The sequence below is a fragment of the Sphingomicrobium sp. genome (assembly GCA_036563485.1).
Classification (GTDB): domain Bacteria; phylum Pseudomonadota; class Alphaproteobacteria; order Sphingomonadales; family Sphingomonadaceae; genus Sphingomicrobium.
Map to the genome: position 1 here is coordinate 1,140,679 of DATCMI010000001.1, position 15,373 is coordinate 1,156,051.

The 15,373-nt window shown below is 65.5% G+C and carries 16 protein-coding genes; 8 read left to right on the forward strand and 8 right to left on the reverse strand.

All coding sequences use genetic code 11. The annotated features are described in order from the left end of the window. Positions 1-185: 185 nt before the first annotated feature. Genes hppD through paaD form a run of 3 tightly spaced genes read left to right on the forward strand, consistent with a single transcriptional unit; the run spans position 186 to position 2,948 of the window. Positions 186-1,274, forward strand: coding sequence for a 4-hydroxyphenylpyruvate dioxygenase (hppD, locus tag VIL42_05990; GenBank protein ID HEY8592400.1), 1,089 nt, complete (start codon positions 186-188; stop codon positions 1,272-1,274). After that, complete coding sequence (gene pcaF / locus VIL42_05995; GenBank protein ID HEY8592401.1) at positions 1,271-2,473, forward strand: 3-oxoadipyl-CoA thiolase; 1,203 nt, start codon at positions 1,271-1,273, stop codon at positions 2,471-2,473. The genes hppD and pcaF overlap by 4 nt, the downstream gene beginning before the upstream one ends. 10 nt (positions 2,474-2,483) lie before the next feature. Further along, the gene (gene paaD, locus VIL42_06000; GenBank protein ID HEY8592402.1) at positions 2,484-2,948 is read left to right on the forward strand and encodes a 1,2-phenylacetyl-CoA epoxidase subunit PaaD; all 465 of its coding nucleotides are present in this window, start codon (positions 2,484-2,486) and stop codon (positions 2,946-2,948) included. 12 nt (positions 2,949-2,960) lie between these two features. On the opposite strand, the gene dgoD is transcribed toward paaD, so the two are convergent. From dgoD to VIL42_06015, 3 genes are read right to left on the reverse strand one after another with little or no spacing between them, the layout of a single operon-like run. After that, positions 2,961-4,109: a galactonate dehydratase gene (gene dgoD, locus VIL42_06005; GenBank protein HEY8592403.1), complete on the reverse strand. Its 1,149-nt coding sequence runs from the start codon at positions 4,107-4,109 to the stop codon at positions 2,961-2,963. Beyond that, positions 4,109-5,386 carry a family 1 glycosylhydrolase gene (locus VIL42_06010; GenBank protein HEY8592404.1) on the reverse strand — a complete coding sequence of 426 codons (1,278 nt, stop codon included), beginning with the start codon at positions 5,384-5,386 and terminating at the stop codon, positions 4,109-4,111. The genes dgoD and VIL42_06010 overlap by 1 nt, the downstream gene beginning before the upstream one ends. A gap of 42 nt (positions 5,387-5,428) precedes the next feature. Further along, positions 5,429-6,304: an SMP-30/gluconolactonase/LRE family protein gene (locus tag VIL42_06015; protein ID HEY8592405.1), complete on the reverse strand. Its 876-nt coding sequence runs from the start codon at positions 6,302-6,304 to the stop codon at positions 5,429-5,431. An 88-nt stretch (positions 6,305-6,392) separates the two neighbouring features. Between VIL42_06015 and VIL42_06020 the strand changes: the two genes are divergently transcribed. From VIL42_06020 to VIL42_06035, 4 genes are all read left to right on the forward strand, one after another. Further along, complete coding sequence (locus VIL42_06020; protein HEY8592406.1) at positions 6,393-7,280, forward strand: 2-dehydro-3-deoxygalactonokinase; 888 nt, start codon at positions 6,393-6,395, stop codon at positions 7,278-7,280. Continuing rightward, positions 7,277-7,906: a 2-dehydro-3-deoxy-6-phosphogalactonate aldolase gene (locus VIL42_06025; GenBank protein ID HEY8592407.1), complete on the forward strand. Its 630-nt coding sequence runs from the start codon at positions 7,277-7,279 to the stop codon at positions 7,904-7,906. The genes VIL42_06020 and VIL42_06025 overlap by 4 nt, the downstream gene beginning before the upstream one ends. Then, positions 7,903-8,832, forward strand: a complete 930-nt coding sequence (locus VIL42_06030; protein ID HEY8592408.1) for a Gfo/Idh/MocA family oxidoreductase — start codon at positions 7,903-7,905, stop codon at positions 8,830-8,832. The genes VIL42_06025 and VIL42_06030 overlap by 4 nt, the downstream gene beginning before the upstream one ends. A gap of 97 nt (positions 8,833-8,929) precedes the next feature. Then, positions 8,930-9,688, forward strand: a complete 759-nt coding sequence (locus VIL42_06035; GenBank protein HEY8592409.1) for a Crp/Fnr family transcriptional regulator — start codon at positions 8,930-8,932, stop codon at positions 9,686-9,688. Here VIL42_06035 and pyrC read toward each other — a convergent pair. Continuing rightward, positions 9,685-10,719 carry a dihydroorotase gene (gene pyrC, locus VIL42_06040; GenBank protein HEY8592410.1) on the reverse strand — a complete coding sequence of 345 codons (1,035 nt, stop codon included), beginning with the start codon at positions 10,717-10,719 and terminating at the stop codon, positions 9,685-9,687. The two genes, VIL42_06035 and pyrC, sit on opposite strands and share 4 nt — an antisense overlap. 23 nt (positions 10,720-10,742) lie before the next feature. Between pyrC and VIL42_06045 the strand changes: the two genes are divergently transcribed. Further along, positions 10,743-11,486, forward strand: coding sequence for a folate-binding protein (locus VIL42_06045; GenBank protein ID HEY8592411.1), 744 nt, complete (start codon positions 10,743-10,745; stop codon positions 11,484-11,486). Here VIL42_06045 and VIL42_06050 read toward each other — a convergent pair. Genes VIL42_06050 through acnA form a run of 4 tightly spaced genes read right to left on the reverse strand, consistent with a single transcriptional unit; the run spans position 11,407 to position 15,372 of the window. Further along, positions 11,407-12,111 carry a cyclase family protein gene (locus VIL42_06050; protein ID HEY8592412.1) on the reverse strand — a complete coding sequence of 235 codons (705 nt, stop codon included), beginning with the start codon at positions 12,109-12,111 and terminating at the stop codon, positions 11,407-11,409. The genes VIL42_06045 and VIL42_06050 overlap by 80 nt on opposite strands. Beyond that, a complete protein-coding gene (locus tag VIL42_06055) occupies positions 12,066-12,338 on the reverse strand; it encodes a hypothetical protein (protein ID HEY8592413.1) in 273 nt (90 codons plus the stop codon). Before VIL42_06055 ends, VIL42_06050 begins: the two co-directional genes overlap by 46 nt. Next, positions 12,335-12,694 carry a GFA family protein gene (locus tag VIL42_06060; GenBank protein ID HEY8592414.1) on the reverse strand — a complete coding sequence of 120 codons (360 nt, stop codon included), beginning with the start codon at positions 12,692-12,694 and terminating at the stop codon, positions 12,335-12,337. Before VIL42_06060 ends, VIL42_06055 begins: the two co-directional genes overlap by 4 nt. Next, positions 12,691-15,372: an aconitate hydratase AcnA gene (acnA, locus tag VIL42_06065; GenBank protein ID HEY8592415.1), complete on the reverse strand. Its 2,682-nt coding sequence runs from the start codon at positions 15,370-15,372 to the stop codon at positions 12,691-12,693. Before acnA ends, VIL42_06060 begins: the two co-directional genes overlap by 4 nt. Position 15,373 lies beyond the last annotated feature (1 nt).

Below are 15,373 nucleotides of genomic sequence, written 5' to 3' on the forward strand. Positions count from 1 at the left end.
CCACATTCTCCTGTCCTACACGGGCCCTTCGGGACTAGCCCCGGTCGTGGCCCGATTCGTTTGCTCATGCGGGGCAACCGCCGAATCGTCCGCCGTCATAGCGAAGATTGGAAGATTGGCCCTCGTGCCGCTCCGACTTGAAAAGGCGGCAAGCTCGGAGCAGGTGAGCCCAAAAGGAGTCACTTATGGCTACGGCAGTCGCTGAAAAAGGTCCCCTCGGCCTCGAAAATCCGATGGGCACCGACGGTTTCGAGTTCGTCGAATATACCGCGCCCGATATCGAGCTTCTGCGCTCGCTCTTCACCAAGATGGGCTTCCCCGAGGTCGCTCGGCACAAGACGAAGAACGTCACCCTCCACAAGCAGGGCGATTGCAACTTCATCATCAATGCCGAGCCCGGCTCCTATGCCGAGGAATATGCTAGGGCTCACGGGCCGAGCGCCTGCGCGATGGCGTTCCGGGTCAAGGATGCAAAGGCCGCGCACGGCCGAGCGCTCGAACTCGGGGCGACCAACGTTCAGGTCAGCCGCGGCGACGGCGAGCTCGACCTTCCCGCGATCGAGGGCATCGGCGGCTCACGCCTCTTCTTCATCGACCGCTATGGCGACAAGGGCTCGATCTACGAGGTCGACTTCGACTTCCATCCCGACTGGCAGCAGCGGATGGCCGAAGCGGATTCCAAGCTCACCTATATCGACCACCTCACGCACAACGTGAACCGTGGGAACATGGCGACCTGGGCCGATTTCTATGAGCGGCTCTTCAACTTCCGCGAAATTCGCTACTTCGACATCGAAGGGAAGGTGACCGGCCTGTTCTCCAAGGCCATGACCTCGCCCTGCGGCAAGATCCGCATCCCGCTCAACGAGAGCCAGGACGACAAGAGCCAGATCGAGGAATTCCTTCGCGAATATAAGGGCGAGGGCATCCAGCACATCGCGCTCGGCACGACCGACATCTACCAGAGCGTCGACATCATCCGCGCGCGCGGCATTCCGTTCCAGGACACGCCGGACACCTATTACGAAATGCTGCCGCAGCGCATCCAGGGCCATGACGAGGACATCGCCGAGCTGGAAAAGCGCCGCATCCTGATGGACGGCGCGCCGACCGAAGGGCAGGGCCTGCTGCTGCAGATCTTCACCCAGAACGTGATCGGCCCGATCTTCTTCGAGATCATCCAGCGCAAGGGCAACGAGGGCTTCGGCGAAGGCAATTTCAAGGCGCTGTTCGAAAGCATCGAGCTCGACCAGATGCGTCGAGGTGTGATCTGACCGAAGCTTTCATCTGCGATTATATCCGCACACCGATCGGCCGCTACGGCGGCGCCCTCAGCAGCGTTCGCGCCGACGACCTTGCTGCGATCCCGATCAAGGCGCTCATCGACCGCAATCCCGGCGTCGACTGGGCCGACCTCGACGACGTCATCTTCGGCTGCGCCAACCAGGCCGGCGAAGACAACCGCAATCTCGCGCGGATGGCGGGCCTGCTCGCAGGCCTGCCCGACAGCTCGGGCGGCGTCACGCTCAACCGCCTCTGCGGCTCAGGCCTGGACGCCGTCGCAATGGCCGCCCGGACGATCCGCGGCAGCGAGGCCGACCTGATCATCGCCGGCGGCAGCGAAAGCATGAGCCGCGCGCCGTTCGTCGTTGCCAAGGCGACGAGCGCGTTCGACCGCAATGCCGAAATGTACGACACCACCATCGGATGGCGCTTCGTCAATCCGAAGATGAAGTCGGCCTATGGCGACGACACCATGCCGAGCACTGGCGAGAATGTGGCGCAGGAATTCGCCATCAGCCGCGAGGACCAGGATGCGTTCGCGCTGCGGAGCCAGGACAAGGCTTCGGCTGCGCAAGCTAACGGCCGCCTCGCGTCTGAGATCGTTCCCATCGAGATCCCGCAGCGCAAGGGCGACCCGCTCCTCGTCGACAAGGACGAGCATCCGCGGACGACCAGCATGGAAGCGCTGGCGAGGCTGAAGCCGATAGTTCGCTCCGACGGCACCGTGACCGCGGGCAATGCCTCGGGCGTGAACGACGGCGCGGCGGCGCTGGTCATTGCATCGGAAGAGGCTGCCAAGCGCAACGGCCTCACGCCCAAGGCGCGCATTCTCGGCGCCGCCGTCGCCGGCGTGTCGCCGCGGATCATGGGCATCGGCCCGGCGCCCGCGTCGGAAAAGCTGATGAAGCGGCTCGGCCTCTCCATCGCCGACTTCGACGTGATCGAATTGAACGAGGCTTTTGCCGCGCAAGGCCTTGCCGTGATGCGCAAGCTGGGCCTTGCCGACGACGACCGCCGCGTGAACCCCAATGGCGGCGCAATCGCGCTGGGCCACCCGCTCGGAATGTCCGGGGCCCGCCTCGCGGGCACCGCCGCGCTCGAACTCGAGCGGACCGGGGGCCGCTACGCGCTCGCCACCATGTGCATCGGCGTCGGCCAGGGAATCGCGCTCGCCCTCGAACGGGTGTAATATGTTCCCCATGGCCGGGGTGGATATGATGCTCGACGAGGCGGCGATCATGGCCGTGCTCGAAACCGTGCCCGATCCCGAAATCCCGGTGCTGTCGATCACCGACCTCGGCATCGTGCGCGGCTTTGCCGCCGATCCGCCGCGTGTGCGGATCAGCCCGACCTACACCGGCTGCCCCGCGACCGTCGCCATCGAGCAATCGATCCGCGAAGCGCTCGACGCGGCAGGCTACCGCCAGGTCGCTGTCGAACGGGTGCTGTTTCCGCCTTGGAGCACCGAATGGATCACCGAGCGTGGACGCGAGCGCTTGCACAAGTACGGCATCGCCCCGCCAAGTCCCTCAGCGACCGCGGAATGCCCGCAGTGCGGTTCAGGCGATACGGTCGAGGTCAGCCGCTTCGGCGCGACGCCGTGCAAGGCTCAGTGGCGCTGCACATCATGTCTGGAGCCGTTCGAACGCTTCAAATGCCACTAAGCTTTTAGCCGCTCACCACTCGGCGAAGCTTCCGTCCTCGGTGCGGAAGATCGGGTTGCGCCAGCGGTGGCGGTCCTTGTCGGCCTCCCGCACCGCCGCTTCGTCGATCTCGATGCCGAGGCCCGGGCCTTGCGGTACCGGCAGATAGCCGTCGACCGGCGTCAGCACCGACTTGTCGGTGCAGAAGTTCAGAAGGTCGTGCCCGCCGGTGTTGTAGTGGATGCCAAGGCTGATCTCTTGAATCGCGTGGTTCGGCGTGCAGGCCGCGATCTGCAGGCAGGCCCCGAGTGCGAGCGGCCCGAGCGGGCAGTGCGGCGCGACTGCGACGTCATAGGCCTCGGCCATCGCCGCGATCTTGCGCACTTCCAGGATGCCGCCGGCATGGCTGAGGTCCGGCTGGATGATGTCGACCGCACCGCTCTCGAAGAACGGCTTGAACTCCCAACGGCTGTAGAGCCGCTCGCCAAGCGCGATCGGAGTCGCCGTCGAATTGGCGATCTGCGCCAGCCCTTCATGATTCTCCGAAAGCAGCGGTTCTTCGATGAACAGCAGTCCGAGCGGCTCGAGCGCCTTGGCGAGCTGCTTCGCCATCGGCCGGTGGACTCGCCCATGGAAGTCGAGGCCGACATCCATGCCCATGGCCTGTGCCGCTTCCACCCGCTTCACCACTTCGTCGAACGCCTTGGGCGTGCCGATCCAGTCCATCTCGGCCGTCGCGTTCATCTTGATCGCGGTGAAGCCCTGTTGCTTGCGGACGTCCGCGGCGTCGGCGACATCGGCCGGCCGGTCGCCGCCGATCCAGGCGTAGGAGCGCACCTTGTTGCGGACCTTGCCGCCCAGCATCTCCCACGCCGGGAGCCCGAGCACTCGGCCCTTGAGGTCCCACAAGGCCTGTTCGAGGCCCGAGAGCGCCGACATGATGACCGCGCCGCCGCGGTAGAAGCCGCCGCGATAGCCGACCTGCCAGATGTCCTCGATGGCGAACGGATCGGCGCCGATGAAGCGGTCGCGATAAGCCTCGAATACGCCATCGACGGCTTCGGCCCAGCCCTCCAGGCTCGCTTCGCCCCAGCCGAAGGCGCCGTCCTCGTCCTCGACACGGACGAACAGCCAGCGCGGCGGGACGAGGAAGGTTTCGATGCGAGCGATCTTACGCGCCATTATTCCGCCGCCCTCTTCGCCGCTTGGCTGAGGCCGCCGCGGTTGGTTCCGCCATCGTCCTCGATCGCCGAATAGTCGCCGATCTTTTTGATCGGCACGACCAGGCACACGCTGGAGGCCGGCAGCACGTTGCGCCAGTCGGCAATCAGCTGCTTGTACGCGCGGCCGACGTTGCGGATCTTGCGGTCCAGGTCGAACAGCCCGAGCGGGTTCACATTGCCGTTCTTCTCGCGAAGCGCGGTGTCCCAGTCGACCTGGTCGATCAGGCTGTACCAGGTGAAGCCGACAGTCGGGATTCCGACGTTGCGAAGCCGAAGCACGTTCGCCCACTCCTTCCACAGCCACTTCACCGCTTCGTCGCCGTGCGCACCCTCCCAAAGGTTTGTTTCGGTGTGCATCACCGGCAGGCGGTAGCGGTTGTAATATTGGCGGGTGATCTCGGCATAGCCGAAGGTCTCGCCGGCGGCGACCGTGTGGCCGTCGGCGAAAACGCGATGCTCGTTGAGCTGGTAATAATCGTTGCCGAAGATGCAGTGCTGCTTGAGCCGGTGGTTCAAGAACCACTCATATTCTTCGCGCGTCATGCCGTTGTCGAGCAGGTACTGGTACATGCCGCTGTCGACCCGCCGGCCATAATTGAGGTCGAGGCTCAAGAAGCGCATCTGGTTCAGCACTTCGGCACGGCCAATCGCGGCCGGTGAGTCGGCGTGATAATATTCCGATGATTCCGACTGGATGAAGATGGCGTCGTGCCGGCGCTTGAGTATTTCGATCATCCCCATGACGTTCGCTTTGACGATATGCTTGAGCGCGGTGACGAAGCTTGTGTCGTCCTTCTTCTGCTCGTTCCACCAGCCGTATTTCGCCGAGAAGACCGAGCAGATGAACATCTCGTTGATCGGCGTGTACAGCTGCACCCACGGATAGCGCTCCGCGAATTCGCCGGCGTAAGCGGCGAACAGCTGCGGAAAGTCGGGGTTCTGAAAATTGCCGATCCAGTCGGGGACCCCGAAGTGACACAGGTCTACGATGGGCGTGATGTCGCGGCGCTTGAGCTCCGCCATCGTCAGGTCGGTGAATTCCCAGTCGAACTTGTTGGGCGCAAGGTAGGTCTTGTGGAACGGCGGTCCGTAGCGGAGATAGTTGATCCCGATTTCCTGGATGCAGTCGAAATCCTCCCGCCACCGTTCGTAATGGTTGGCGGCCTCCATCTGGTCGACGCGCGTCTTGCCGTGATTGATCGTGGGGTAGCTGTTCTCGATCCCCGTCGCGAACATGAAGTTGGCGATGACTAACTCTCCTAAACGTCGCTCGTCGTGTCAGCCCGCGAAGGGTACCTGGGGCGTGCCCTTCACCCCTGGTCTCACCATAAACAACCCCCCGGCGTTTGGTTGCATCTTGAGCGCCTCGGCGTCGAGGCCGATGCTGGCCGAGGTGATGTAAAGCCGGTCGAGCTCAGGTCCGCCAAAAGCGCAGCTGGTCGGAAGCGCGACCGGCACGTCGATCTTCTCCAGAAGCTCTCCGGCCGGCGAGAAGCGGCGAACGCACCAGCCGTCCCAGAAGGCGATCCACAAGCAGCCTTCGGCATCGACGGTCATCCCGTCCGGATAGCCGTCGCCTTCGCTGAACTGGAGGAATGTTTCGCGCTCCGAAACGCTGCCGTCGGCATCCACGGCGAAGCGATAAGTTACCTGCCGGGCGCTGTCGTTGTGGTAGAACAAGTCGCCCGACGGGCTGAACGCCGGGCCATTCGTCACCTTGTAGCCGTCGTCCACGGCCAAGCAGACCCGGTCGGCGCCGATGCGGTACAAGGTGCCGATCGCTTGCGTCTCCGAATCGTCCATCGTGCCGGCCCAGAAATTGCCATGGCGGTCGACCTTGCCGTCATTGAAGCGGTTGCCCGGCAAGTGGCGTTCGGGCTCCAGGACGATCTCGAATCGCGGTCCGTCGATGTCGATTTCGGCAATGCCTTCGTCGGTTCCGGCGATGAAGCCGCCGGCACTGCGCGGGGCCAGCGATCCGACGCGGAACGGCGTGTCCCAGCTGTCGAGCCCCCCGTCGTCGCTGAGGCGAAAGATCTTCCGGCCCTTGATGTCGACCCAGTAAAGCGCCTGGTCCCGCTCCACCCAGACCGGGCCTTCGCCGAGGATCGCATGAACGTCGGCGACGCATTGAACTGTCGAGTCGTTTGCCATCGCCGCTGCGATAGTCCGCCTCCACAAAAAGAAAACCGCGAAGGAGCAAGGTTGCGTACTCGTTGTTGTCATGGTCATGAGCGGCACCATGCGCTGGACGGACGGTTTCATCGCGGCCGATTGGGGGACGACCAATCGCCGCGCCTATCGCATCGGCGCTTCCGGCGCCTGCGAGGCGGAGTTCGAGGACGGCAAGGGCGTGCTGTCGGTGCCCTCGGGCGGCTTCCCTGACGCCGTCGCCGAGATCCGCGAGCGGCTCGGCGACCTACCACTCCTTCTCGCCGGCATGATCGGCTCCAACCGCGGCTGGAAGGAAGCGCCATACGTCGCCTGCCCGGCCGGGATCGACGAGCTGGTGAAGGGGCTGGTCTGGGCGGGCGAGCGAGAAGCGGTCGTTCCCGGCGTGTCCTTCATAGGCGATGATCGCGCCGACGTGATGCGCGGCGAGGAAGTGCAGCTGCTCGGCGCGGTCGCCGGCGGCCTGGTCGACCCCGACGCGCTGGTCTGCCACCCCGGCACCCACAACAAATGGGCCCAGCTGCGCGGCAGCCGGCTGCAAAGCTTCCGCACGGTGATGACGGGCGAGCTGTTCAGCCTGCTCAAGGAGCACAGCATCCTCTCCGACCTGCTGCAAGGCGAGGTCGAGGACAATGACGTGTTCCGCACCGCTGCCCGCCACGCGGTCTTCAACGAAACGCTCCCCGCCGAGCTGTTCACGGTCCGGGCACGGGTGCTGCTGGGGCAGGGCCGGAAAGAGGATGCGGCATCCTATGCCAGCGGCCTTCTCATCGGCACCGACGTCCGGATCGGTTTGATGACCCCGACGTCCGCGCAAGTCGTGGTCATGGGTCGGCCGGAACTGACCCGCCTCTACGCGGCCGCGGTTCGCGAAGCGCGGCGCGAGGCGATCGAGCTCGACGGCGAAGAATGTTTCCTCGCCGGCATCCGCGAAATTGCGAAAAGGATCAGCAAGTGAGCGCGAAGGAACTGCTGCGCCGCCAGCTCGACCAATGCCCGCTGGTGGCGATCATCCGCGGCGTAACGCCGAGCGAAGCGGAGGGGATCGGCGCCGCGATCTTCGAAGCGGGCATCCGAATCGTCGAAGTGCCGCTCAATTCGCCCGAGCCGCTGAAGAGCATCGAGCAGCTGGCGAAGACCTTGGGCGAGGACATGCTGGTCGGCGCGGGCACCGTGCTCAGTACGGCGGATGTCGCGCGGGTGCGCGATGCCGGAGGACGGATCATCGTCTCGCCCGATACCAACCCTGAGGTGATCGCGTCGGCCGCCGAAGCCGGGCTGGTCTCCTCGCCCGGCTATTTCACCCCGTCCGAGGCGTTCACCGCACTGCGCGCCGGCGCGCACGCGCTGAAGCTGTTTCCGGCGGAGGCTGCGTCTCCCGCGGTGCTCAAGGCGCAGCTCGCGGTGATACCGCGCGGCGTTCCACTGATCGTGGTAGGCGGCGTGAAACCCGATACCATGGCTCCGTGGCTGGAGGCGGGCGCTGCAGGTTTCGGCCTCGGCGGCGGGCTCTACAAGCCGGGGCAATCGGCGGAGGAAACGCGCGAGAAGGCCCGCGCTTATGTCGCGGGGCTGAAGGCATGAAGCCGATCCGCATCGCCATCCTCGGATACGGCAAGATCGCGGCCGACCAGCATGTGCCGTCGATCGCGACCGTGCCGCGCTTCGACCTCGTCGCAAGCTCCAGCCGCAGCGGCCAGGGGGTCGGACAGCAATTCACCGACTGGCGCGAACTGATCCGCAACGTCGAGGGGCTCGAAGCGGTCGCCATCACCACGCCGCCGGGCCCCCGCTACGACATCGCCCGCGAATGCATTGCTGCCGGGCTTCACTGCCTGCTCGAAAAGCCGCCGACGACGGGTCTTGCGGAGATTGCGGACCTTGCCTGCCGCGCCGAGGCGGCCGGCGTGACGCTCTTCACCACCTGGCATGCGCAGCATCATTCGACCGTCGATGCGGCAGCGCGCGCCCTCGCCGGCAAGCGCATCGCCCGAATGGAGATCCATTGGCACGAGGATGTGCACAAATGGCATCCCGGGCAGCAGTGGATCTGGGATGCCGGCGGGTTCGGCGTGTTCGATCCCGGCATCAACGCCTTCTCGATCGCGACCAAGCTGTTCCCGGGCGAGCTGTTCGTGCGTGCCGCGAAGCTGAGCTTCCCCGAAAATGCGCAGACGCCGATCGCGGCCGATGTCACATTCTACAGCCCTGAGGCGGACGGGCCGCTGACTGCCAGTCTCGACTGGCGGCGCAGTGCGGACGAGGAATGGACGATTGCCATCGAGACGACGGACGGCGTCACGGTGCGGCTGGAAGAGGGCGGCGCCAAGCTGACCCTCAATCGCGCGGCCAGCCGCGACGAGGGGCCGGGCGAATATCCCGACATCTACCGCACCTTCCTCGACCTGATCGACGAGCGGCGCAGCCTGGTCGATGTCGCGCCGCTGCGGCTGGTTGCCGACTGCCACCTGGTCGGAAGCAGGAAGATCGTCGACGCCGTTACCATGTAATGGAGCCAAGCGGCTGTCCGCGCATTGAACCCGTTTGATGGGGCGCGGGCTCGGCCCAGCGGATGCGCGCCCCTTTTCCGACGCTGGGGACATGGACATGGCGCAGGTCACGACCGACGAACTCATTCAGGCCGACGAGGCCTTTGCGGGCAATCGCCTGCTGGCGACCTTCCCGCGGGATGCGCGCGCGCTGATCGAACCCTTCGCGACGATCGTCGATATCGAGCCGGGCGAGCTGATCCTCCAGCGCGGGGAGCATGTCCGCTCGAGCCTGTTCCCAATCGGGTCGACGATGATTTCGATGGTCGTCGAGCTGGCGCGTGGCCGCTCGATCGAGGTCACGTCGATCGGCAGCGAAGGGGCTGTCGGCGGCATCGTCAGCTGCGGCGCCGCGCCCGCCTTCTCACGCGCCGAAGCGCTGATCGGCGGCAAGGCCTTCCGCGTGCCGATGGACGCGCTGGAGGATGCGAAGCGGCGTTCCGGCTTCATCGCCAATCTCTTCTGCCGCTATTCCGATTACCTGCTCTCGACGGTCATGTCCGCCGTCGCCTGCAACGCCTTCCATTCGATTTCCGACCGTGCTGCGCGCTGGCTGCTCCATGTCCAGGACCGCGCCGGCGACCGCATCGAGCTCACGCAGGAAGCGCTCGCCGGGCTGCTCGGCGTCCAGCGCACGACCGTCAACGCGGTGATCAAGGAGCTTTCTTCCGAAGGCCTGATTGCAACAGGCCGTGGAACCCTGCGGGTCACCGACCGGGCGGGGCTCAAGCGCCGCGCCTGTGAATGCTACCAGCAGCTCCAGGACCATTATGGATCGGTGATCGGCGCCACCGGGACCGGCCGCGGCGGCTGCTAGCCGGCGAACCTCCAGCGCAGCGTCTCGCCGGCATGGAACGGCACCAGGTCGATGCCGTCATGCCCGATGCGTCCTGGAACCTCGACGTCGGCGCGTTCGAGCGTCACGCTGCCCTCGTTCAGCGGAAGGCCGTAGAAACGGGACCCGTTGATTGATGCAAAGGCCTCGAAATGGTCAAGAGCACTCTCCTCCTCGAAGACGGTCGCATAGCTTTCGAGTGCAAACGGCGCGTTGAAGATGCCCGCGCATCCGCAGCCGGATTCCTTGGCATGCCGCGGATGCGGCGCGCTGTCGGTGCCGAGGAAGAATTTGGCCGAGCCCGAGGTCGCTGCCTTCCGCACCGCCGCCCGATGGCGCTCGCGCTTGGCGACCGGAAGGCAGTATGCGTGGGGCCTCAGCCCGCCGGCGAACAGAGCGTTCCGGTTGATGATCAGATGTTGCGGGGTAACCGTGGCACCCACCGTCTCCGGTGCTTGCTCCACGAACAAAGCGGCCTCCTCGGTCGTGATATGCTCAAGCACGATCTTGAGCGCCGGGAAGTCGCGGACCAGCGGACCCAGGATCCGGTCGATGAATACGGCCTCGCGGTCGAAAACGTCCACCTCGGGATCCGTCACTTCGCCGTGGATGCACAGCACCATGCCGATGTCCTGCATCCGCTCGAGCGCCGCGTGGATGTTGCGGATGTCGGTGACGCCGCTCGCGCTATTCGTCGTCGCGCCGGCGGGATAGAGCTTGGCCGCGACCCAGACGCCGTCGCGATACCCGCGTTCGAGGTCGTCCGGGTTCGTCTGGTCGGTCAGATAGCAGGTCATCAACGGCGTGAAGCCGGGCCCGGCCGCTTCGACGATCCGGTTCCGATATGCCGCCGCCATCTCCGGCGTCGTCACCGGCGGCACCAGGTTCGGCATCACGATCGCACGCCCGAACTGGCGAGCCGTGTACGGGGCAACGGCCCGCAGCATGTCGCCGTCGCGCAAATGGACGTGCCAATCGTCGGGACGGCGGATGGTCAGCGTTTGCGAAGCCACGGGCCGCTCCCTAACTGACACTCATGGCTGCGACTACCCTGACCGACCGTGCCCTGATCCGCTTGTCCGGCGAGGACGTGCGCGGCTTCCTGCAAGGGCTGGTGACCAGCGATGTGGCCGGCACCCTGCCGGTCTGGACGGGGCTGCTGACGCCGCAGGGCAAGTGCCTGTTCGATTTCCTCGTCTGGCCGGACGGCGAGGACCTGCTTCTCGACTGCGAGGCGGAGGCGGCGGACGACCTCGCAAAGCGCCTTGCAATTTACCGGCTGCGCCGCCCGATCAGGATCGACCGCGACGGCTCTCTGGCCGTCCACTGGTCGGTGGACCCGAGTGAAGGCGTTCCCGACCCCCGCCTGGCGGCGCTGGGGAACCGCTGGCTTGCGCCAGCTGGCGACCCGGCAACCGGCTGGCGCGAGCACCGTTTAAGGCTCGGCGTGTGCGAAGGACGCGCCGAACTCGGCGACCTGCTGTGGCTCGAATGCAATGCCGCGGAGCTCAACGGCGTCAGCTTCACCAAAGGCTGTTTCGTCGGCCAGGAGAACACCGCGCGCATGAACTGGCGGCAGAAGATCAACCGCCGCCTGTTCGTCGTCGAAGGCCCGAGCGGCGAGCGCGCGCGCGTCGAACATTCCGATCTTGGCCTCGCGATCGTCCATGTGCGGATCGACGCGATCCCCGCCCATGCGATTATCCCGGAGTGGCTGGCACCGGCGCTTGCTCGCCGACCACGGCATAAGCGCGCACCGGGAAGGTCCCCATTCCTTTGACCTTCGGCGGTACGGCCGAGAAGCGGAACTGCTGCTGCGACAGCTGCCCGAGTCCGGTCATATGCTCGCAGACAGGGATGCCAGCGGCCAGCAAGGCGGTATGTACCGGCCGCGTGCGCAGCCGAGTGTCGTCGATATTGTGGCTATCGATCCCGACCAGCGCGGCGCCATTCTCGGCGAGCCACGCCGCAGCCCGCTCGGTGAGGAACGGGTGATCGGCATAATAAGCGTCGCTCCGCCAGTGCCGGTCCCAACCGGTCTCGACGAGCACCGCGCATCCGCGGACATCCTGCCCAGCGAAAGAATCGACGTCCACCGCGAGCGACTGTTCGAACGGCAGCCTGACTACCAGCCCGGGCAGATTGGCGAGGCTCTCGAGCCGAAGCTCCGACAGATCCGCTCCGTCTTCGTAGCGGTGGAATGGGCTGTCGAGGTAGGTGCCGGTATTCGCAACCATGTCGATGCGGCCGATCTGGAAGCTCGAACCGTCGTCATAATTGGCCGCAGAGGCTTCGCGGCTCCAGAAGTCGCAAATGTGCGGGCCGGGCAGACCTTTGTAGGTGGTCATGCCTTCCTCGATCACGTGACTGAGGTCGACGAGCCTTTCCTGCGTGCGATGCGCCATAATGCGACTCCTCCGATCAGCAGCCATAGGACGTTGAGCGCGGCCGACGGAATGGCGCCGTGCCACCAACCGTTGACCACGAACCCGGCCGCGCCGACGACATTCATCACCTGATAGACGACGGATTGCCCGGTAAGGCGCCCCGCGGACAGGAACAGGTAAGCGAGAAGGATCAGCGAGGCGCCGATCCACCCGGCGATTTCGACCGCCAGTTCGACAGGGGTCACCAGCTCGCCCCGTCGACATGCTTCACCGCCACGCCGCTAAGCAGGGCCGCGTCGAACAGGCGGGCGTTGACGCCCATCCGCTCGTGCGGCGGCGGGGACAGGAGCACCCAATGGGTCGCAATGCCGCAATCCTTGCACCGCATCGTGCGCAGATACTGCTCGTCGAGGTCGGCCCGCACATAGGAGTCGAACTCGCCGGAAACCTCGACCTCGCTGGGGCTGAAATAGATGCCTCGCCAACCCGTCTTGCGGCACAGGCTGCAATTGCACTCGACGACTTCCTCGGGGCTACGCGGGATGCGGATCCGGCAGGCGCCGCAATGACATGTGCCCTCGAGAACCGCCGGTTGCGTCACGCGGCCGCCAGCCTCCGCAGCACGTACTGGAGGATGCCGCCGGCCCGGAAATATTCGAGCTCGTTATAGGTGTCGATGCGGCACCGGGCGGTGAAGCTGAACTCCTCGCCCTTGTCCCGCGTCACCTGCACCTCGACATCCTGGCGCGGCTTCAGCTCCGCGATGCCGGCGATCGTATATTTCTCCTGGCCCGTCAGGCCGAGGCTCTCGGCCGTGTTGCCCTCGTTGAACTGCAGCGGGAGCACGCCCATGCCGACCAGGTTGGAGCGGTGGATGCGCTCAAAGCTTTCGGCGATCACCGCCCGAACGCCCAGCAGCACCGTGCCCTTGGCTGCCCAGTCGCGCGACGATCCGGTGCCATATTCCTTGCCGGCGATGACGACGAGCGGCCGGTTGTCCTGTTTGTACAGCATCGCCGCGTCATAAATCGCCATCGTCTCGCCGGTCGGCGCATAGCGGGTGAAGCCGCCTTCGACCCCGTCCAGCATTCGGTTGCGGATGCGGATGTTGGCGAAGGTGCCGCGCATCATCACTTCATGATTGCCCCGGCGCGAGCCGTAGCTGTTGAACTGGCCGCGGCTGACCTGCCGGTCGAGCAGGTAGCGGCCGGCCGGGCTGTCCGGCTTGATCGCGCCCGCGGGCGAAATGTGGTCGGTGGTGATCGAATCGCCGAACACGGCCATCGGCCGGGCGCGAATGATGTCGCCCGGCGGTACCGGCTCCATCGTCATGCCGGTGAAGTAGGGAGGGTTCTGAATGTAGGTCGATCCCGCCGGCCAGCTATAGGTGTCGCCGCCGGTGACATCGATCGCCTGCCAGCGCTCGTCGCCGCGATAGACGTCGGCGTAGCGGCTGCGGAACATGGTCGAATGGACGTGGGCGTCGATCAGCTCGCGGATCTCATCATTCGACGGCCAGATGTCCTTCAGGAACACCGGCTCGCCGTTCGAGCCGGTGCCGAGCGGCTCGCCCACCATGTCGGCGCGCACCGTGCCCTTGAGCGCATAAGCGACGACCAGCGGCGGCGAGGCGAGGTAATTGGCGCGGCAATCCGGCGACACGCGGCCTTCGAAGTTGCGGTTGCCGGAAAGGACGCTGACGGCGACCAGGTCGTTCTCGTTGACCGCCTTGCTGATCGGCTCGGGGAGCGGACCCGAATTGCCGATGCAGGTCGTGCAGCCGTAACCGACCAGGTCGAAGCCGAGTGCGTTCAGATCTTCGCTGAGGCCGCTCTCGTTGAGATAGTCGGTGACCACTTGGCTCCCGGGCGCGAGGCTGGTCTTCACCCACGGCTTCACCTGCAGCCCCTTCTCGCGCGCCTTGCGGGCGACCAGGCCGGCGCCGATCAGCACCGACGGGTTCGACGTGTTGGTGCAGCTGGTGATCGCGGCGATGACGACGTCACCGTTGCCGAGGTCGTGCTCCAGGCCCTCGACCGGCACCCGCGGATCGTCGAGCTTGTTGTAGACCTTCTGGAGATCGCCGTTGAACTGCTCGTCGACGTCGCTGAGCAGGACCCGGTCCTGCGGCCGCTTGGGGCCCGCAAGCGACGGCTCGATCGAGCTCATGTCGAGCTCCAGCGTGTCTGTGAACAAAGGCTCCGGCCCATTCGCGTCACGCCACAGGCCTTGAGCCTGGGCATAGGCGCGGACCAGCTCGATCCGCTCGTCGTCGCGGCCGGTGAGCTTCAAATAATCGATGGTGCGCTCGTCCACCGGGAAGAAGCCGCAGGTCGCGCCATATTCCGGCGCCATGTTCGCGATGGTCGCCCGGTCGGCCAGCGGCAGATTGTCGAGGCCCGGCCCATAAAATTCGACGAAGCGGCCGACGACGCCCTTTGCACGCAGCATCTGCGTGACGGTCAGCACCAGGTCGGTCGCGGTGATGCCTTCGCGAAGCTCGCCGTCGAGCCGAAAGCCGACGACTTCGGGGATCAGCATGCTGACCGGCTGGCCGAGCATCGCGGCTTCGGCCTCGATCCCGCCGACGCCCCAGCCGAGCACGCCCAAGCCGTTGACCATGGTCGTGTGGCTGTCGGTGCCGACAAGGGTGTCCGGGTAAGCGATGGTTTCGCCGCTCTGGTCCTCGCTGGTCCAGACGGTCTGGGCGATATGTTCCAGGTTCACCTGGTGGCAGATGCCGGTGCCCGGCGGCACGACCTTGAAATTGTCGAAGGCTTTGCTGCCCCACTTCAGGAATTCGTAGCGCTCGCCGTTGCGCTCATATTCGAACTCGACGTTCTTTTCGAAGGCCTGCGGGTTGCCGAACTCGTCGACCATCACGCTGTGGTCGATGACCAGGTGGACGGGCACCAGCGGATTGATCTTCTGCGGGTCGCCGCCAAGCTGCTTCATCGCGTCGCGCATGGCGGCGAGGTCGACGACCGCGGGGACGCCGGTGAAATCCTGCATCAGCACGCGCGCCGGGCGATACTGGATCTCGCGGTTGATCTTCCGCTCCTTCAGCCAGTCGGCCATCGCCTGAAGGTCGTCGCGGGTAACGGTGTCGCCGTCTTCGAAGCGCAGGAGGTTTTCCAGCAGCACCTTCATCGAGAAGGGCAGGCGCGACACGTCGCCGAGCGTCTCCGCCGCCTTGGGCAGCGAATAATAAGCGAAGCTCTTGCCCTGGACGGTGAGGGTCGAACGGGTGCGGAGGCTGTCCTGGCCGGTGGGAATCATT